Annotated in this window: 19 protein-coding genes and 1 other annotated feature; all 19 genes read left to right on the forward strand. The window is 44.3% G+C overall.

Translation table 11 applies throughout. From position 1 onward, the window contains the following. The first annotated feature begins 22 nt into the window (after positions 1-22). The 19 genes from GC093_RS22975 (at position 23) to GC093_RS23065 (ending at position 18,256) form a co-directional block, all read left to right on the forward strand. Positions 23-631, forward strand: coding sequence for a Maf family protein (locus tag GC093_RS22975; protein ID WP_171654243.1), 609 nt, complete (start codon positions 23-25; stop codon positions 629-631). Positions 632-690: 59 nt separating this feature from the next. Continuing rightward, positions 691-1,380, forward strand: a complete 690-nt coding sequence (gene radC, locus GC093_RS22980; protein ID WP_171654244.1) for a RadC family protein — start codon at positions 691-693, stop codon at positions 1,378-1,380. A gap of 273 nt (positions 1,381-1,653) precedes the next feature. After that, entirely contained in the window at positions 1,654-2,688 is a 1,035-nt protein-coding gene (locus GC093_RS22985; protein ID WP_171654245.1) for a rod shape-determining protein, read from the forward strand. A 31-nt stretch (positions 2,689-2,719) separates the two neighbouring features. Next, positions 2,720-3,580: a rod shape-determining protein MreC gene (gene mreC, locus GC093_RS22990; protein WP_171654246.1), complete on the forward strand. Its 861-nt coding sequence runs from the start codon at positions 2,720-2,722 to the stop codon at positions 3,578-3,580. Between the two features lie 7 nt (positions 3,581-3,587). Continuing rightward, a complete protein-coding gene (mreD, locus tag GC093_RS22995; RefSeq protein WP_171654247.1) occupies positions 3,588-4,112 on the forward strand; it encodes a rod shape-determining protein MreD in 525 nt (174 codons plus the stop codon). A gap of 69 nt (positions 4,113-4,181) precedes the next feature. Continuing rightward, on the forward strand, positions 4,182-4,832 hold the full coding sequence (gene minC / locus GC093_RS23000; RefSeq protein WP_171654248.1) for a septum site-determining protein MinC: 651 nt from the start codon (positions 4,182-4,184) through the stop codon (positions 4,830-4,832). A gap of 19 nt (positions 4,833-4,851) precedes the next feature. After that, entirely contained in the window at positions 4,852-5,646 is a 795-nt protein-coding gene (gene minD / locus GC093_RS23005) for a septum site-determining protein MinD (protein WP_171654249.1), read from the forward strand. 7 nt (positions 5,647-5,653) lie between these two features. Next, positions 5,654-6,799 (forward strand): FtsW/RodA/SpoVE family cell cycle protein, encoded by a 1,146-nt coding sequence (locus tag GC093_RS23010; protein WP_171654250.1) that lies wholly within the window; start codon positions 5,654-5,656, stop codon positions 6,797-6,799. A 275-nt stretch (positions 6,800-7,074) separates the two neighbouring features. Further along, positions 7,075-7,983 carry a peptidoglycan DD-metalloendopeptidase family protein gene (locus GC093_RS23015; protein ID WP_171654251.1) on the forward strand — a complete coding sequence of 303 codons (909 nt, stop codon included), beginning with the start codon at positions 7,075-7,077 and terminating at the stop codon, positions 7,981-7,983. Continuing rightward, a complete protein-coding gene (locus GC093_RS23020) occupies positions 7,976-8,860 on the forward strand; it encodes a M50 family metallopeptidase (protein ID WP_246315107.1) in 885 nt (294 codons plus the stop codon). The genes GC093_RS23015 and GC093_RS23020 overlap by 8 nt, the downstream gene beginning before the upstream one ends. 22 nt (positions 8,861-8,882) lie before the next feature. Further along, positions 8,883-10,124 (forward strand): Rne/Rng family ribonuclease, encoded by a 1,242-nt coding sequence (locus GC093_RS23025; protein WP_171654253.1) that lies wholly within the window; start codon positions 8,883-8,885, stop codon positions 10,122-10,124. Positions 10,125-10,175: 51 nt separating this feature from the next. Further along, positions 10,176-10,262, forward strand: a sequence feature (ribosomal protein L21 leader region). Between the two features lie 12 nt (positions 10,263-10,274). Further along, the gene (rplU, locus tag GC093_RS23030; protein WP_171654254.1) at positions 10,275-10,586 is read left to right on the forward strand and encodes a 50S ribosomal protein L21; all 312 of its coding nucleotides are present in this window, start codon (positions 10,275-10,277) and stop codon (positions 10,584-10,586) included. Positions 10,587-10,597: 11 nt separating this feature from the next. Continuing rightward, complete coding sequence (locus GC093_RS23035; RefSeq protein ID WP_171654255.1) at positions 10,598-10,927, forward strand: ribosomal-processing cysteine protease Prp; 330 nt, start codon at positions 10,598-10,600, stop codon at positions 10,925-10,927. Positions 10,928-10,946: 19 nt separating this feature from the next. After that, positions 10,947-11,258: a 50S ribosomal protein L27 gene (rpmA, locus tag GC093_RS23040; protein WP_171654256.1), complete on the forward strand. Its 312-nt coding sequence runs from the start codon at positions 10,947-10,949 to the stop codon at positions 11,256-11,258. 144 nt (positions 11,259-11,402) lie between these two features. Then, complete coding sequence (locus GC093_RS23045; RefSeq protein WP_171654257.1) at positions 11,403-12,053, forward strand: Spo0B domain-containing protein; 651 nt, start codon at positions 11,403-11,405, stop codon at positions 12,051-12,053. A gap of 19 nt (positions 12,054-12,072) precedes the next feature. Next, positions 12,073-13,374 carry a GTPase ObgE gene (gene obgE / locus GC093_RS23050; RefSeq protein ID WP_171654258.1) on the forward strand — a complete coding sequence of 434 codons (1,302 nt, stop codon included), beginning with the start codon at positions 12,073-12,075 and terminating at the stop codon, positions 13,372-13,374. Between the two features lie 303 nt (positions 13,375-13,677). Continuing rightward, a complete protein-coding gene (locus GC093_RS23055) occupies positions 13,678-14,910 on the forward strand; it encodes an MFS transporter (protein ID WP_171654259.1) in 1,233 nt (410 codons plus the stop codon). A 49-nt stretch (positions 14,911-14,959) separates the two neighbouring features. Then, positions 14,960-17,089, forward strand: coding sequence for an assimilatory nitrate reductase catalytic subunit NasC (nasC, locus tag GC093_RS23060; protein WP_171654260.1), 2,130 nt, complete (start codon positions 14,960-14,962; stop codon positions 17,087-17,089). Positions 17,090-17,206: 117 nt separating this feature from the next. Continuing rightward, positions 17,207-18,256: an anthranilate phosphoribosyltransferase gene (locus GC093_RS23065; RefSeq protein WP_171654261.1), complete on the forward strand. Its 1,050-nt coding sequence runs from the start codon at positions 17,207-17,209 to the stop codon at positions 18,254-18,256. Positions 18,257-18,343: the final 87 nt, after the last annotated feature.

Genomic DNA, 18,343 nt, shown 5'->3' on the forward strand with positions numbered 1-18,343 from the left:
ATTCGTGACAAGGAGTCTATATATGTCGAATAATGTTGAAAGTAAAAAACTGATCTTAGCATCGTCTTCACCACGCAGGCAGGAATTAATCCGTACCTTGCAGCTTCCTTATGAAATTCGGGTTAGCGATGTGAATGAGGATACGGAGCCTGGTTTGGCACCAGCCGAAATAGTTGAACAGTTGTCCGGTCGTAAAGCCGCTGCGGTTTGCGAAATGTATAAGAGTGAGCTTTCCAAGGAATGTGTTGTCATCGGATCGGACACCATTGTTGTGCTTGATGGACTTGTTTTAGGTAAGCCGAAGGATAGTCAGGATGCTTTCCGTATGCTGAGCGCCCTGCAAGGGAGAGCCCATCAGGTATTCAGCGGAGTTGCATGTCTGGATCTATCGACAGGGGTGCAGTTGGTCGATCACCAGGTCACTTCTGTATACATGAAGCCTTTAACAGATGAACAAATAAAGCGGTATATCCAAACGGGCGAGCCCATGGATAAAGCCGGTTCTTATGCTATACAAGGAATAGGCGCAACGATTGTTGAGAGGATTGAGGGGGACTACTTTAATGTGGTTGGTCTGCCAATGTCGCTGCTGAGCGATTTATTGAAGCGTCTTGGTATCGCTGTTCTTTAGCAGGGTATCATGCTATAATGTGAGTTCACACACACTTTAAAATTGAAAGAGGGGAATGAATGGAATCGAGCAATTTGACATTGCGCGATGTCCCAAACGACGAACGTCCAAGAGAACGCATGATGCAGTATGGGGCTCAAGCATTAAGCAACGCGGAGCTGTTAGCAATTTTGCTACGGACCGGAACTTACCAGGAATCAGCGGTCCATTTGGCGCAGCGTATGCTAAGTCAATCCGGTGGATTGCGCAGTCTGGTTGATATGAGCTTGGAGCAACTGACCGAGATCAAAGGAATTGGCAAAGCCAAAGGCTTGCAAGTTCAAGCCGGCATTGAGCTGGGACGCCGTCTAGCGCGTACCGCCATGAAGGATACTGTAACGGTCAGGTCACCTAAAGATGCTGCAGATTTGCTTATGGAAGAGCTGCGTTATTTGCAGAAAGAGCATTTTGTTTGCTTGTTTTTAAATACCAAAAATCACGTCATTGGTCAGGAGACGCTCTCTATGGGCAGCTTGAACGCTTCAATTGTCCATCCTAGGGAAGTGTTCCGAGCGGCGATTAAACGAAGCAGTGCTTCGATTATTTGCGTGCATAACCACCCTAGCGGCGATCCGACCCCTAGCCCCGAAGACATTCAGATGACACAACGGCTTGTAGAAGCCGGTGATATCGTCGGTATCGATGTGCTCGATCATATCGTGATAGGCGATCAGAGGTTCGTCAGTTTGAAGGAGCAAGGTTTGATGTAATATAATAGAACATAAGGAACCAAGTTCATAATCCGTTATAGACAGTGTTTAAAAAGTCCTCTTTGAACGGCAAAAGAAGCTTGTAGCTCCGTTCCTCATTCCTCGGCTGCTTACGAAATGAGTTTTCTACGAAAACTTGAACGTACTTATCGGTTCTGAAAGCGGGCTTTTTAAACTCTCCCTTATAGGGTGCTCGTGAACTTCCTTATTCAAACAAACGCACACAAATAGTTCGATGATGTATATAGAGCCATAAGGAAGGGAGTACCAATCATGTTAGGTGGGTTTACAAAAGATCTGGGAATTGACCTAGGTACTGCGAACACATTAGTGTATGTAAAAGGAAAAGGCATCGTGGTCAGAGAACCATCTGTTGTGGCGATCCGTACCGATACGAAAACTATAGAAGCCGTTGGGGAAGCCGCAAAAAAAATGATAGGCCGAACTCCCGGCAATATCCGCGCAATTCGTCCTATGAAGGATGGAGTCATTGCTGATTTCGACACGACTTCGACAATGATCAAATATTTTATTCGCCAAGCTCAAAAGCAACGCTGGTTATTTCAACGCCATCCGAGTGTAATGGTTTGCGTCCCATCCGGTATTACTGCTGTTGAGAAACGTGCGGTGGAAGATGCGACGCGGCAAGCAGGAGCACGTGATGCATTTACGATTGAAGAGCCGTTTGCGGCAGCGATTGGCGCTGATTTACCTGTATGGGAACCGACAGGAAGTATGGTTGTCGACATCGGGGGCGGGACGACAGAAGTGGCCGTTATCTCGTTAGGCGGAATTGTTACAAGCCGATCGATTCGCGTAGCGGGAGACGAAATGGATGAAGCTATTACTCAATATATCAAACGTACATACAATTTAATGATAGGTGAACGTACATCCGAGCAGATCAAGATGGAAATTGGTTCTGCTTTACAGATGGAAACACCAGTACGTTATGAAATCCGCGGCCGTGATTTAGTAAGCGGTCTGCCTAAGACGATGTCCATAACCTCGGATGAAATTACGGATGCATTATCGGATACCGTTAGCAGTATCGTTGAGGCTGTCAAGGTTACTTTGGAGAAATGTCCTCCCGAGCTGTCTGCTGATATTATGGACCGTGGCATTGTGCTCACAGGCGGTGGAGGGTTGCTTCGTAATTTGGACAAGCTGCTCTCACGCGAAACGGGGATGCCGGTGCTTGTTGCCGAGAATCCGCTTGATTGCGTAGCAATCGGTACAGGGCGAGCGCTTGAGAACATCCATTTATTTAGAATGAAATCGGGACCAGCTAGTAAATCAAGACGCTAAATCTAAGAGGTAAGGTTAGAAGGTGGTTGCATTGAAATTATTTGGAAACAAGAGGCTGCTCATATTGCTGCTCGGCTTCATTTGCTTCATTGCTCTTATGGGCTTGACGCTCGGGAAGCGTGAACGAATGACATGGCCTGAAAAATTTATAACAGATACGGTTTCCTGGACACAAGGATTATTTTATAAGCCCGCTGGCTACATAGCGGGTTTCTTTGAGGATATTGGGAAATTGCATGTCATTTTTGAAGAAAATAAGGTATTGAAACAGACTCTGACTAAGTATGCAAGAGATACAACTAAGCTAAATGATTTGGAACAGCAAAACAAGCGATTGAAGGAAGCACTGGGCTTCACCGAGCGCCAAAAGCAGGCAGGCCAGTACACATTCCGGATAGCCGAGGTTGTAGCTCTAAATCCTGATTTGCTGAATAACACCGTTCGTATCAACCTTGGAGAGAAAGATGGCATTAAGCCGAATATGGCTGTCATGTCTGTTGAAGGTTTGGTGGGGCGTGTTAAGCAGGTTTCATCGTTCTATTCCAATGTTCAGCTGTTGAAGGGCATAGATGATACAAACAATGAATCAAAGGCGATTTCGGTAACAGTCAAAGGTAGAGAGAACGAAACGTTCGGCATGCTAGAAAGCTACAGTAAGGAGAAGCAGAAGCTGATTATGACCAAAATTGACCCCAATGATAAGATGGAGGTTGGTGATGTCGTAATAACTTCCGGTTTGGGGCAGGTTTTCCCGAGAGGAATTGAAATCGGTAAAGTCATTTCCAGAGATCCTGGTAATTTCGGTATATCCCACGAAGCGGTTATAGAGCCTTTTGCTTCGTTCGACCATCTCCGTGAAGTCTTTGTAGTTATCGTTCCGGAGCAGGGGTGAGGATGTGATGCGCAATTGGCTGTGGTTGATTCTTGGCGTTCTGTTTATTTTGGAAGGTACATTGCTGCAGTGGATGATTCCAAGTGTTTGGCAGTCCAAAGTTTATGTAGCTCCCCATTTCATTATGGTTATTGTTCTTTATATTGGGTTATTTGTTAATCGCCATACCGCGTTAATGTACGGACTTATTTTCGGATTTTTACAGGATATGTTGTACTATTCACCTATGCTTGGTCCTGTTTCGTTTGCAATGGGCTTGACCGGTTATTTGGCTGGATTGACTCATCGACGTCTTTATTCGAGTATTGTTGTGAGCATGCTGGTTATAGCGTTAGGCAATCTGTTTTTTGAGTGCATTATTTATGGACTTTACCGGTTGTTTCAAATTACGCATTTAGATCTCCAGTGGGCTTTTTTCCATCAAATGCTACCCAGTATGCTGATCAATCTTCTGTTCGCTTTGCTTGTGTATGTTCCGGTAAGGAAGCTGTTTGAGAGCATGCAGAACAGTAAGTCCGCGACAGATGAATAATTTTCATGGGTTGTGCAGGAAATAAGCGTAAAAAAGCCGAATTGTATAGGCTGGGGGGTTGGAACGTGTATGACGGCGGTAAAGCATCATGTGATGATAAAAGGAGTCAAAGACGGTCTTGTATTTTTATTGGATGATACCTGTGAGTTTGCAGAAGTCATACAAGAATTGAAGCACAAGCTGGAGAAGACTCATCAAAAGATTTTAACGGGTCCGATAATTCACGTCTATGTAAAGCTGGGATCCCGTCTTATTTCGGATGAGGAAAAAGATTTGATTCGTGATATCATCGGACAAAAAGGGAATCTGCTGATCCAATCCATCGAATCGTTAGCGGCAGCCCCCTCGGCGCTTGTTGCGAGCATGACGGATATTAGGCTAGTCAAAGGCATGGTTCGATCAGGGCAAACGATGTTAAAAGAAGGTAATATCTTATTTCTGGGCGATGTCAATCCAGGTGGGGAGATTATTAGCTCTGGCAGCATTTATGTGATGGGTTCTTTACGCGGAATGGCGCATGCAGGGGTTGATGGGGACGAAACGGCGGTTATCGCTGCTTCACATCTAAGACCCACACAGCTAAGGATTGCTTCGATTATTAGTCGTCCTCCAGATGAGTGGGGGATCAACGAGGCATTTATGGAATTTGCTTATATAAAAAATGGTAAAATGGAAATAGATAAGATTCACCATTTGCATAAATTAGACTTGATGCAGTAATGCGAAGGAGTTGAGCACGATGGGAGAGGCAATTGTTATCACCTCGGGAAAAGGCGGAGTGGGTAAAACAACCACTTCAGCAAATATCGGGACAGCATTGGCGCTTCAGGGTAAAAAGGTTTGTATGGTGGATACAGATATCGGATTGCGTAATTTGGATGTTGTTATGGGTCTGGAAAACCGGATTATTTATGACTTAATTGATGTGGCCGAAGGCCGCTGTAGATTGCCTCAGGCATTGGTTAAAGACAAACGCTTTGATGAGCTGTATATGCTGCCAGCCGCACAGACAAAAGACAAGGACGCAATCTCTCCAGATGCGGTTCGTGAGATCATTCTGGACCTGAAAAAGGATTTTGAATTCGTAATTATTGATTGTCCGGCAGGTATCGAGCAAGGCTTCAAAAATGCAGTAGCAGGTGCGGATAAAGCAATCGTAGTAACGACTCCAGAAAATGCCGCAGTACGCGACGCCGATCGAATTATCGGTCTTCTGGAAGGAGCGGGTATTCGTTCTCCGAAGCTTATCATTAACCGCATCAGGGCCAATATGGTGAAGAACGGCGACATGCTTGATATTGATGAAATATGCTCGGTTCTGGCAATTGATTTGCTTGGCATCGTTCCGGATGATGAATATGTAATAAAGGCAGCGAACATCGGAGAACCGACGGTCATGAATCCAAACTCTCGGGCAGCTATTGCGTATCGCAATATCGCACGACGGATGCTTGGTGATAATGTACCTTTGATGCCGTTGGATGAGAAGCCGGGCATGCTTCGTAAATTGAAGAAGTTTATCGGGATAGGATGATCTGGCTTTGCTGCATAAATTCAAAAATATTGATCTTCTAATTGTCGCCATTTTGATAGCCTTTTTGGTAATTAGCACCCTGCTTGTTTACAGTGCAACACTGGATGACCCAAACATTGATTTTGATCTGAAAAAAACAATTACTATATATATCATTTCAATTCTTGCTTTTATAGGAGTGACCTTTGTTGATTATAGGGTGTTGGTCAAGGTATCCCCCTATTTTTATATAACGGGGTTAGCCTTACTTGCTGCCGTTTACAAGTTTGGTTTGGAGAAGAATGGTGCAAAAAGCTGGTTTCCACTACCTGGAGGGTTGGATTTCCAACCGGCAGAGCTTATGAAGCTAGTGCTGATCATTGCTCTTGCTGCCTTTTTGGCGAGAAAGCAGGGGGAATCCTTAACATTTCTGACGGATGTTCTTCCGGTAGGAGTAATTGTGCTTATTCCATTTATTCTAGTTCTTATCCAACCGGATTTAGGAAATGCTATTATTTTTATAGTCATTTTAATAGGTATGCTGTGGATTGGTAATGTTAAATATTTGCATTTTTTGATCGGTTTGTTATTAGCTGTCGCAGCTCTTGCCTTGTTTATGTATTTGTTCACTCACTATCATGAACCCATCAAGTCTTATTTTACGGAAAAAGGTAAATCCCACTGGGTGGCCCGAATTGATACGTTTGTTAACCCGGAGGCGGCTACCAAGGATCAAAAGTTCCAAGTTGACAATTCCATTAAAGCCATTGGTTCCGGTGGGCTAACTGGAGAGAGTTATTTGAAGGGGACGTCGGTACACCGTAACTTTATACCCTATGCTTATTCGGACTCCATATTTGTAGTGTTGGCGGAGGAATTCGGATTTGTTGGTTCTTCGGTCTTGCTGTTGCTTTATTTTGTGTTGATTTACCGGATGATTCTTATTTCCATTCAATGCAATGACAAGGCAGGATCGTATATTATTATTGGTGTTGTTTCCATGTTTGTATTTCAAATTTTTGAAAATGTCGGTATGCTAATCGGTATTATGCCGCTGACTGGGATTACACTGCCCTTTATTAGTTACGGAGGAACGTCGCTGTTAATCAATATGATGAGTATTGGACTGGTTATGAGCATCCGTGTACATCAGGAAAAGAATCCGATATATTAGCAAAAAGCTGATTGCAGTTGGAACTAACAATAGCAATGAATGAGAGCACTCCTCGGAGTGCTTTTTTGTTATTCTTGCTCATGAATAAAGCTCATTGTTATATTCACTAATCTATAAACATAGGATGGAATATACAAGCCCTACCTGTCCTAACCTAACGCTACTAAAAATACGGACAAGGCCGACTTATGATAATAGTTTCGCCCCAAGCGACACTCAAAAGATGCATATGATGCTAGTTTCGCTTGGAGCGAAACTCTAAGGAGGAGCCCGACATGGAAACAAGAGATAAAGTACGTCAGCGCCGCATGGAACGCATTCGGCAGCTGCAAGAATCAGAATCTAACACTCCTTACAATCCTCCCGAATACCCCAACACCTTTCAACGTGTACCTCTCCCTAATGTGAATGTCCGCCGAGATAGTGGGGTTGAGGATTTTAATGGCTCATCCATGCATGATTTAAGCCGTTGGAACGATCCTGAGTATGTGTGGAAGCAGAAAGTCAACCGGGATATGAATAATCGTCAACAAGATTATAATTTCCATGACAGTGGCGGTATCAGATTCATGCCCACACGAGGTGGAATCCGCACTAAATTACTTATTAGCTGCATATTGTTTGGCGCGGTCTGGGGGATGTTTCAAATCAATCATCCTTGGGCGAACAAAGGGAAGGCCTTTATAACCTCAGCTTTGAGTGAACCCTTTGATTTTCAGCCTGTTGCTATGTGGTATGAACGTCAGCTTGGTGGTACGCCGACACTATTACCTGCCCTCAATCCGGTTAAGCAGGAGGAGGCGCAGAAGGTAACAGCTGATTCTAAGCATTATTTTGTGCCAGTAAAGGGTAAAGTAATAGCTCCGTTCGAGTCAAGCAGATTAGGAGTCACACTGGAAACGAAAGCAGAAGCTATAGTAGCGGCTATAGATACAGGATTAGTGGTATATGCGGGAAGTAAGGAAGACACTGGTTTTACCGTCATTATTCGTCATACGAATGGAATGCAATCTGTCTATGGATGGGTCGAACATGGTAGGGTGGGGCTTAATGATTGGATAAAAGGGGGGGAGACCATCGGAACAGTGTCGAAAAATAGCTCTAAACCATCGGGGTATTTATACTTCGCTGTTTCCAAAGATAATAAATTCATAAATCCCGCGGATGTGGTCAACTTTGACTAATTGGAACCTATGGTTTGGTACCTATTACAGATTTCATCCTTTATTCTCTATTGTTATCCTGCTTTCAGTACTGGCAGGATATTTTATTGAAACGGCAACCTTGTTCGCTATTGTATTTGTTCATGAGATAGGCCATGTTATGGCGGCCAAAAGCTTTGGCTGGCGTGTCAAGGAGGTGCAGCTTCTTCCATTCGGAGGAGTTGTCGTTGTAGAAGAGCAGGGAAGTGTTCCCGCATGGCAGGAAATTGTAGTTTCACTATGGGGGCCGCTGCAAAATGTCTGGATGATGATTGCCGCCCTTGCTTTGCAGTGGTGTGGGCTTATATCTGGAGAGTGGGCTGCGTACTTTATTCAGGCGAATCTATTTATCGCTCTATTTAATCTAATGCCTATTCTTCCATTGGATGGTGGAAAAATCATGCAGTCCTGCTTAAGCATGTGGCTGCCTTATCATAGGGTAATCTTATTTAGCTGTATAGTGAGCCTTATCCTCAGTGCAATACTTGTCGCAGCTTCCGTACTGCAGCTGCTCCGTGGAAGCATACAGATGAATTTACTCATTATCGGCTTATTTCTGCTGTATTCGAACTGGTATTCTTATAAAGGATTATCGTATCACTTTATGAGATTTCTCATCAATCGAGAATTTGTTTTGACACGTTTGATTAATCAGGGGACATTGGCGCAACCTATTGTTGTTAATGAACGTATAAAGGTTACGGATGTTGTACGTTTGTTAATTCGGGAAAAGTATCATCTTGTTTACGTGATGGATGAGCGTGGAATTATACGTACGGTGCTCCCTGAACAACCTTTGCTGCATTCCTATTTTAATGAATCCAAGCGGGGATGTGCGATTTCCGAGCTTTTCATGTAAAATGGAGTCCGAGGTGGAAAATATGAAGCGAATCCTGGTTCAATGCGGACAAGAGCAAATAGAAGTGGCTGTATTGGAAAACGGTAAGCTTGTCGAGTATGACAGCGAATCACGCGGAATCGAGCAATTGGCAGGAAACATGTATTTGGGACGCGTAATGACGGTCTTGCAGGGGATGCAAGCGGCATTTTTAGATATTGGATTGGAAAAAAACGCATTTTTATATATTGACGATATTTTACCTGCTCATCTAGATAAGCATCCTAAGCAGAAACCGGCCATTACGGATTTAGTGCAAGTAGGACAAACCTTACTGGTTCAAGTTGTAAAGGAGCCAGTCGGAACCAAAGGTGCACGAGTAACGACGCATCATTCCATTCCAGGAAGATGGGGAGTGTATATGCCGGAGGCCGATTATATAGGGGTTTCCCGTAAAATCGAGAATGAAGCGGAGCGGACGAGATTAAAGCAGGCAGCCGAAAGCCAGCTTCTTCAAGGAGAAGGATTTATAGCTAGAACAGCAGCAGAAGGAGTTGCGGAGCAACTGCTTGCAGCTGATCTGGAAGAATTAAGACGACGTTGGACAGTGGTACAACAACTTGTGAAGCAGCCGGGTAAAGCTCCCCGTAAGGTATATACGGACTTTGGATTGCTTACAAGATGGATTCGCGATGGTTTTCGTGAAGATGTAAATGAGCTTTGGGTGGATGACAAGGAAGCCTTCGGCTCTATAGCCGCGATGGTCGGATGGTCAGCCCCTTTGCTGCGAGACAGGGTTCGTCAGTTTGACACCAGAGCAGGCTCCCTGTTTTCTGTGTATCAAGTTGATCAGCAGCTTCAGAGTGGTTTTAAACGTAAAATATGGTTGGACAACGGGGGGTACCTGATTGTCGACTATACAGAAGCATTAACTGTCTTTGATGTGAACACAGGCAAATACACAGGAAGTATTGATTTAGAGCAGACTGCATATGACACTAATCTAATGGCAGCAAAGGACATTGCCAGGTTATTAAGGCTCCGGGATATTGGCGGCTTGATCGTGATCGATTTCATTGACATGGAGTCAGAGTCTAACCGGAAGCATGTACTTGAAACACTTTTAGAAGAAACAAAAAAAGACCGTACCAAGAATGCTATAGCCGGCTGGACCCGGTTGGGACTTGTTGAACTAACACGAAAAAAGGTAAAAGACGGCAAGCAGAAGCTGCATGTGATTCGTTGTAAAGTTTGTGAAGGAACAGGTTGGGTTTGGTCTAAATAGGCATTGCAATGATTTATCAATTATGATAAAATATTCAGGTGTGTTGCTTTTGACATGCTGTAACCGCGCGAAGCGGGTTTAAGAACGCGTTCCTTAGTGGGACGGGTCACCTGGCTTTAGGCGAGTCTGAGACATGAGGAGGTGCTATGAATGTACGCTATTATTGAAACAGGTGGTAAACAATACAAAGTTCAGGAAGGCGATGTACTTTACATCGAGAAACTGAATGCAGGTGAAGGCGATGCTGTAACTTTTGACAAAGTATTGGCTGTATCCAAAGAGTCCGGTTTAGTTTTGGGAGCTCCATTGGTATCCGGCGCTGCTGTTTCCGCGAAAGTGGAAAAGCATGGTAAAGGTGAGAAAATCATCGTTTACAAATACAAAGCCAAAAAGAACTACCGTCGTAAGCAAGGTCACCGTCAGCCTTACACTAAAGTTGTGATTGAAAAAATCCAGGCTTAAGGATATAAGGTATGATTAGGGTTACTGTTAAGCGTAAACCGGATGGCTGTATTGAGTCATTTCGGGTGAAAGGTCATGCATTGTATGACGAATCCGGCAAAGACATTGTTTGCGCCGGTGTTTCGGCAGTTACTGTAGGTACTGTCAACGCTGTTGAGGCTCTTTTGGGACTTGAATTACAAGTCGTTACCGAGCATGGATTACTCCATGTGCAGGTTGCCGATAACCTTGATGCAGAGTTGAAAGCTAAGGTGCAGTTGCTGTTGGAATCTATGATCGTCATGCTGCAATCGATTGAACAATCGTATGGTGCATATATAGCATTGCAAGACAAACACTAAGTGAAGGAGGTAGACATCCATGCTACAATTAAATCTTCAGTTGTTCGCATCCAAGAAGGGTGTAGGTTCCACTAGGAATGGTCGTGACAGCATTGGTAAACGTCTTGGCGCGAAGCGTGCAGACGGCCAACAAGTTACAGCAGGAAGCATTTTGGTACGTCAACGCGGTACGAAAATTCATCCGGGCAATAACGTGGGCATCGGTTCCGATGATACGTTGTTTGCAAAGATTGAAGGCGTTGTGAAGTTTGAGCGTTTGGGTCGCGATCGCAAAAAGGTTAGCGTCTACCCAGTTGTTGTAGCTCCTGTAGCTGCAGCTGTAGAAGTGTAATACCATCATCGACGATAACCCCGGCGATCCAGGATCGCTGGGGTTTTTTCATGTATTCGGAGGTTGTGGGAGCGGGAAAAAAGCATATTTACATTCAAATGATTATATGGTTAGAATCAGGTTATACGGATTGGAGAGGTGCGCATGAAGTCAAATCGGACTAAGAATGAAGAAGTAACAGGGAAGCAACGCAGCTTAGAACATGCATTGGATAGCGAAGATGCAGGAGTTGATCCCAATCTCCGATTAATCCACCTATTTAACCATTATCGTCACGATTGGATGAATGAAATTCAATTGTTGTTTGGATATGTGAAATTAAAAAAGTATGATAAATTAGAGGACCTTATGGAGAAAATAAAAAATAAGGTTCAGCAGGAAAGTTATATTTCTAAGTTAGGAAATGCAGAATTGATTGTTTATCTTTTGTCCTTTCAAGCAGAGGTCAAAGATTTATTGTTGGAGATCGAAATGGAACGGGAAGTTCATTTGAATGAACTGCCATTGGACTCGCAAGGTGTGGGTCGGCTGCTGATGGACTTGATTCAGGTGTTTAAAAGATGTTCCGTCTTTAATGGGGATGGGCTTGGGCTACATGATCTTGTAGTTAAATTTACTGAAAAATCAAATTTGTTACTAATTGAATTGCAGTATCAAGGTTTGATAGGGGCTGATGTTCTGGCTGCTGAACTGGAGAGAGTAATGTTTGAATCAATTCAAACGGTAAAATGGGACATTCAGCTGCTAGATGAACGGCATGCGGCTATGTATATAGAAGTACCATTCTGTACATAAGCAAATAAGAGGTGATTTTATGTTTCTGGATAAAGCAAAAATATATGTTAAGGGCGGCGACGGCGGCGATGGCCTAGTTGCATTCCGCAGGGAGAAGTATGTTCCTGAAGGCGGGCCAGGGGGCGGCGACGGCGGCAACGGAGGCGACGTAATATTTCGGGTGGAAGAAGGGTTGCGGACATTGATTGATTTTCGCTATCAAAAGCATTTTAAGGCTGATCGCGGAATAAAAGGACGCAATAAGAGCCAGCATGGCGCTAATGCTGAAGATATGATTGTTAAGGTGCCGCCTGGAACGGTAGTTATCGATGATGACACTCAAGAGATTTTGGCTGATTTGACACGCCATGGGCAAGAAGTGGTTGTGGCCAAAGGGGGCCGCGGAGGACGCGGTAATACCCGATTTGCGACAGCGAACAATCCAGCTCCGGAAGTTGCTGAGAATGGTGAAGAAGGCGTGGAGCGGTGGCTTGTGCTGGAGCTTAAAGTGATGGCGGATGTGGGCTTGGTTGGATTTCCGAGTGTTGGAAAGTCAACATTGCTGTCTGTCGTATCTGCGGCGCAGCCTAAGATTGGCGCATACCATTTTACAACGCTAACACCTAATTTGGGTGTCGTAGATGTTGGGGATGGCCGCAGCTTTGTTATGGCGGATTTGCCAGGGTTGATCGAAGGGGCTCATCAAGGAGTTGGGCTTGGCCATGAGTTCCTGCGACATGTCGAGCGTACACGGATTATTGTCCACGTTATTGATATGGCGGGAACCGAAGGGCGCGATCCTTTTGATGATTGGCTGAAGATCAATGATGAGCTTAAGCTTTATAATGCTAAGTTAGAGGGTCGTCCGCAAATTGTTGCTGCCAATAAAATGGATATGCCTGATGCGGAGGAGAACCTGGCTGCATTTGCGAGCCGATTGGCGGAAATTAATCCAGAAGTGCTGATTAAGCCGATATCTGCGGTAACTAAGGACGGGGTTCAGGAGTTGTTGTACAAAGTAGCAGATCTGCTGGTGACAATTCCGGAGATGCCGTTGGTGGAGGATTTAGTAGATCTGTCCGAGCGTAAAGTGTATAAGCTAGAAGCCAAAGACGATGAGGATTACATTATACGTCGTGATAATGAAGATTTTGTGGTCGAAAGCCCTAGCATTGAGAAGCTTATCAAGCGGACTAATTTCAGCACTCAAGAATCTATAACGCGTTTTGCTCGCATTTTGCGTAAAAAAGGTATTGATCAAGCTTTACGTGACCGTGGCGCTAAGGATGGACAAACGGTTCGAATTGGTGATTTCGAATTTGAATTTGTCGAAAGAGAATAATTCATAGCTGAATAAGAAATTAAGGAGCGCTTACTCCACGTCATAATGATGTGAGGTTTGTGCTCTTGTTTTTTGTAAAAGTCATTAATTTGCGAACAATTCTTACTTTATTTTCTGCTAATGTTCGTTAATGAATGATCGTTAGTTAATAAACAAGAATGATATAAAGAAAAATTGGAAAAAACGTGAACTTTCTATAAAAAAAGCATTGTACTTTTCGGATTTCGATTGTATATTATATTTATGTCATGAAACCTGACTCGAATTAAACGTAAAACAATGAATTGTTGGAGGTCATAGCTTATGGATATGAAAAGTTTCAAGAAATCCGGTCATTTTCCAAGTTTGTTGTCAGCTTTTCTCTATTTTGATGTTAGTTTTATGATATGGGTCTTGTGTGGAGCCTTATCGCTTTATATTACTAAGGACTTCGGACTAACAGACACTCAGAAAGCGACGATGGTTGCAATTCCCACCTTAGGGGGATCGATCTTCCGTATTCCTATGGGGGTGTTAGCGGATCGGATTGGCTCTAGGAAAGCAGGAATTATCGGAATGATTCTGACTATTATTCCACTGGCTTGGGGTTGGCTCGGAGGAACAAGTTTAAGTCAAGTTCAAGCACTCGGCTTCTTGCTAGGTATTGCTGGTGCAAGCTTCGCTGTATCACTCTCACTCGCCAGCCGCTGGTATCCGCCTCAATATCAAGGTCTAGCAATGGGGATAGCAGGCGCAGGAAATAGCGGTACTGCCTTAGCGACTTTCTTTGGACCTCAATTGGCAGCTACTATGGGGTGGCACAATGTTTTTGGTCTATGTATTATTCCATTGCTACTGGTCTTAATCGTATATGTCTTTATGGCGAAGGATAGTCCCAATCAACCAGCTCCTAAAAATTTTAAGGATTACATGTCAGCTTTTAAAAATATAGATACGTGGTGGTTTAGCGCTTTTTATGCCATAACCTTTGGTGGGTTTGTTGGTTTCTCTAATTATTTCAGTATTTTCTTTTATGATGTCTATGGTGACAAAACGGTTGCCGATGGCTTAAGTAGAGTTCAAATTGGTTATCTGGTTACGATCACGGTTATCGCTGGGAGCTTGTTTAGACCAATTGGAGGATATATTGCAGATAAAATTGGCGGTATGCGCTTTATGCTGGTCTTATATTCAGTTGTTACCATTTGTGCGTTTCTCGTGTCAACGATGCCTAGCTCCTTTATGATTATGTTACTAATTACAAGTGTGATGATGGCATGCTTAGGGATGGGGAATGGTTCGATATTCCAGCTTGTGCCTCAGCGTTTTCCAAAAGAAATTGGGCTTGTAACAGGAATTGTAGGCGCGGTTGGCGGATTTGGCGGATTTTTTCTCCCGAATAATATTCTGGGTCCTTTAAAGCAAGCAACAGGATCTCATGTAACTGGTTTTATAGTTATTGCATCGATAGTACTGGTTATGACTCTAGTATTCTACGTGGTTACTCGGGGTTGGAGAAAAGCTTGGGCAGCATCTGGTTCCGGAGTCAATTACTAATAAAGCTGCTCCAGATTTAATTAGGCAGAAATAAGGTGTGTGAGTAAAGATGAACGAATTTCTTAAGCATTTTCAGAAGCAACAGGCTGCAATGACTAGGCGAGAAATAACGACCCAAACAGAATGTCCATATTGTAGTGTGCAGTGCACAATGAATTTGCATGAAGAAAAGTCCATCATGGTCAGCAGGTACTCAGTATCAGCGAACAAAGAGGATCCAGTGACTGACGGCAGGCTTTGTGTAAAAGGGTTAAACGCCCATGTTCATGCTGTTGACGAGGGTCGGTTGAAGTATCCTATGATTCGTGAAAAAGGCAAGCTGATGAAGGTTTCGTGGGAAGCGGCGCTAGAGGAAATTCGAATTCAATTGCAAACTCTCCAAGGGAAGTATGGGAACGACTCCATAGGAGTCTATGGTGGTGGTTCCTTAACAAATGAGGAATGTTATGTTCTTGGTAAATTTGCGAGAATTGCATTGCAAACCAAGTACATCGATTACAATGGTCGTTTCTGTATGTCGGCAGCAGCAGGAGCCTCGAACCTGACCTTTGGAATTGACCGTGGGCTTTCGAACCCTTTGACTGAAGTGCCGTTGGCTAAATGCATTATTTTAGCAGGAACCAACATAGCCGAATGTCAGCCTACGATTATGCAGTATTTCCGGAAGGCGCGGCAGGAGGGGTGTAAGATCATTGTTATAGATCCTAGAGAAACAGCGACCTGTTCGATTGCAGACCTGCATCTTAAGGTGAAGCCAGGATACGATGCCGCTCTAGTTAATGGGATGCTTAAGGTTATATTGGATGAAGGGTACACCGATCCTGACTTTCTGGAGAAGAGGACTAATGGTTACGCTGAGCTTGTGGAGCATGTTAATAAAGTATCATTATCCGAAGTGTCTGCGTTGACAGGAGTTTCCCCGCAGCAAATTACAGAGGCGGCGCGGATGTACGGTCAAGCCGAGACCGGAATGATTTTTACGGCAAGAGGTGTGGAGCAGCATGCAAGTGGGGTAGCCAATGTCCGCAACTTTCTTAATCTTGTACTGGTTACCGGCAAGATTGGTAAACCTGGCTGTGGCTATGGTGCTATTACCGGCCAAGCTAATGGTCAAGGGGGCCGGGAACACGGTCAGAAAGCAGATCAGCTTCCAGGCTACCGTTTGATTGAGAATCCTGAGCATCGGGCGTATATTGCCAAGGTGTGGGGAGTTCCTGAAGAAGAGCTGCCGCGCAAAGGGCTTTCCGCCTATGAAATGATGGAAGCCATTGACCGCGGTGAGATCAAAGGACTTATCATTCTTGGTTCAAATCCAATTGTTTCGAACCCGAATAGCCATATGGTAGAGAAAGCTTTGAAGAAATTGAAATTTCTGTTGGTTATAGATCTGTTCGAATCCGAGACAGCGCGTTTGGCGAATATTCTACTCCCTGGCTCCGCCTATTTGGAGGATGAAGGGACTATGACGCAGCTTGAAGGGCGTGTCTTAGTTCGTAGAGCATTGAGGCCACTGCCCGGAAAAGCTCGCTTAGATTGGAGAATCCTTTGCGATATCGCTTCTGTATTAGGTAAAGGTCAATACTTCCAATACCAATCGGCTGAAGAGATATTTAATGAGCTGAGGGTGGCGTCCAAGGGTGGGAAGGCAGATTACTACGGGATGACTTATTCGTTGCTGGAGCAGCAGCACGGCATGTTCTGGCCGTGCCCGGAGGAGGGGCATCCCGGAACACCAAGAATGTTTGAGCACCGATTTGAGCATGAGGATGGTCGAGCGCAGTTGACTCCAATCGAGCATCAAAACCCGAAGGAAGTAGCAACACGAAAGTATCCGTATTTATTGACTACCGGTCGTGTTCTGCAGCACTACTTATCTGGAGTCCAAACACGGCATACATCAGAGCTGAATTCGAAATACCCTGAGCCGCTGCTGGAAATTCATCCGGATTCGGCAGGTGAAATCGGGCTTGTGAATGGAGGGCACGCAAAGGTTTCTTCCAAGCGGGGAACCATTCGGCTCAAGGTCAAATTCTCACAAAAAATTAGACCAGACACTGTATTTGTCGCATTTCACTGGGGCAATGATCAATGCATCAACCGTTTGACAAATCCGGCATTGGATCCGACCTGCAAAATGCCGGAGTTCAAAGTATGCGCGGTGCAGATCAACCCTTCATAAGGTATGTTGAACGGTGGGGTTCAATTCGTAAGCGGGTATTTCTGCTTGCGAATTTGACGTTTATGTTGGTTTTGAGGCAAATAGAGTTTCAAAAAGACTTGAAATGAGGTGTACATCATGAAGCAATGGATCAAGACGATAGGTACAGGTAAAGTAGGCTCGAGAAACCTTACCTATGATGAAGCGGTAGCAGCAGCTCACACGATCGCCCGAGGAGAATCGACGGATGCTCAAACAGCGGCATTTTTAATGGCTATGCGGATGAAGGGTGAAGCAGATGAAGAAATGATGGGCTTTATTGATGTTTTTCGAAAATATTCATTACCTTACCGTTCATTCTCAAACTCTCTTAATTGTGCTGGACCATATGATGGGCGGCACTATTTTCCTATAACCATTCCTGTCAGTCTGGTCATTGCTTCTGTTGGTTTTCCGCAGGTGCTGCATGGCAGCGAATCTCTGCCTCCCAAGCTGGGCTTATCCTTAAAGGAGCTTCTTGAGGGATTAGGTATACAAGTAGAGCTGGAAGCCAGGGAATGGGAGAAAATCTTTTTGAGCCTTAATATCGGCTTTATTTGGACAGATCTGATTTGTCCGCCTTTTGGGCGTGTTCGCTCCGTACGTGAGCAGATGGGACTGAGAACTTTTTTTAATACAGTAGAAAAGGTTATTAATCCGATTCACTCACAGAATATTATCATTGGTGTCAATCATAAAACGGCAATGAATCATTTGATTCAGCTACTTCCGAAATCCGGCTTTGATACAGCATACATTGTACAGGGGATCGAAGGCTCAGAGGATTTACCGATTTATAAAATAAGCTTGATCCGTAAGGTTACGGCATGGGGGGATGAATCTAACAGTATCGATCCTGCGACCTTTGGTTTTCGTGGGGATCCACTGGAAAAATGCACGAAGGAGGAGCAGTTAAGGCTGCTGGCCCAGGTAATTGCCGGGGACGACTCTGCTGAGGTGCGCAATGAACGGGAGCATGTTATTTTTAATGCAGGCCTGAGATTGTACTGGTTTGATAAGGTGGGATCCTATGAAGAGGGCTTCCAGTTGGCACGTTCTCTGCTTCAGCGTAAAGAAGCTCAGAAGATGCTGGACAAATGGCGGGAGCTAAGCAATAAAAGCGAATTTCGTCCGCGACAGGCGAATTAGAATTAGCCCGCAAACAAGGGAAACTGAACTGAAGTGTGGGGGAAGTGTGAAATCAGAATGAATTTCAATCCAAAAACCGTAGGGATT

Source organism: Paenibacillus foliorum (assembly GCF_013141765.1).
GTDB lineage: Bacteria > Bacillota > Bacilli > Paenibacillales > NBRC-103111 > Paenibacillus_S > Paenibacillus_S foliorum.

Excerpts from the sequence above, each read along its gene's own strand:
- GC093_RS23045 (WP_171654257.1), top strand. The coding sequence starts at position 11,403 with ATGAAGTCAAATCGGACTAAGAATGAAGAAGTAACAGGGAAGCAACGC.
- minD (WP_171654249.1), top strand. The coding sequence starts at position 4,852 with ATGGGAGAGGCAATTGTTATCACCTCGGGAAAAGGCGGAGTGGGTAAA.
- rplU (WP_171654254.1), top strand. The coding sequence starts at position 10,275 with ATGTACGCTATTATTGAAACAGGTGGTAAACAATACAAAGTTCAGGAA.
- GC093_RS23035 (WP_171654255.1), top strand. The coding sequence starts at position 10,598 with ATGATTAGGGTTACTGTTAAGCGTAAACCGGATGGCTGTATTGAGTCA.
- GC093_RS23055 (WP_171654259.1), top strand. The coding sequence starts at position 13,678 with ATGGATATGAAAAGTTTCAAGAAATCCGGTCATTTTCCAAGTTTGTTG.
- rpmA (WP_171654256.1), top strand. The coding sequence starts at position 10,947 with ATGCTACAATTAAATCTTCAGTTGTTCGCATCCAAGAAGGGTGTAGGT.
- mreD (WP_171654247.1), top strand. The coding sequence starts at position 3,588 with ATGCGCAATTGGCTGTGGTTGATTCTTGGCGTTCTGTTTATTTTGGAA.
- nasC (WP_171654260.1), top strand. The coding sequence starts at position 14,960 with ATGAACGAATTTCTTAAGCATTTTCAGAAGCAACAGGCTGCAATGACT.
- GC093_RS22985 (WP_171654245.1), top strand. The coding sequence starts at position 1,654 with ATGTTAGGTGGGTTTACAAAAGATCTGGGAATTGACCTAGGTACTGCG.
- GC093_RS23025 (WP_171654253.1), top strand. The coding sequence starts at position 8,883 with ATGAAGCGAATCCTGGTTCAATGCGGACAAGAGCAAATAGAAGTGGCT.
- GC093_RS22975 (WP_171654243.1), top strand. The coding sequence starts at position 23 with ATGTCGAATAATGTTGAAAGTAAAAAACTGATCTTAGCATCGTCTTCA.
- obgE (WP_171654258.1), top strand. The coding sequence starts at position 12,073 with ATGTTTCTGGATAAAGCAAAAATATATGTTAAGGGCGGCGACGGCGGC.
- GC093_RS23015 (WP_171654251.1), top strand. The coding sequence starts at position 7,075 with ATGGAAACAAGAGATAAAGTACGTCAGCGCCGCATGGAACGCATTCGG.
- GC093_RS23065 (WP_171654261.1), top strand. The coding sequence starts at position 17,207 with ATGAAGCAATGGATCAAGACGATAGGTACAGGTAAAGTAGGCTCGAGA.
- minC (WP_171654248.1), top strand. The coding sequence starts at position 4,182 with ATGACGGCGGTAAAGCATCATGTGATGATAAAAGGAGTCAAAGACGGT.
- radC (WP_171654244.1), top strand. The coding sequence starts at position 691 with ATGGAATCGAGCAATTTGACATTGCGCGATGTCCCAAACGACGAACGT.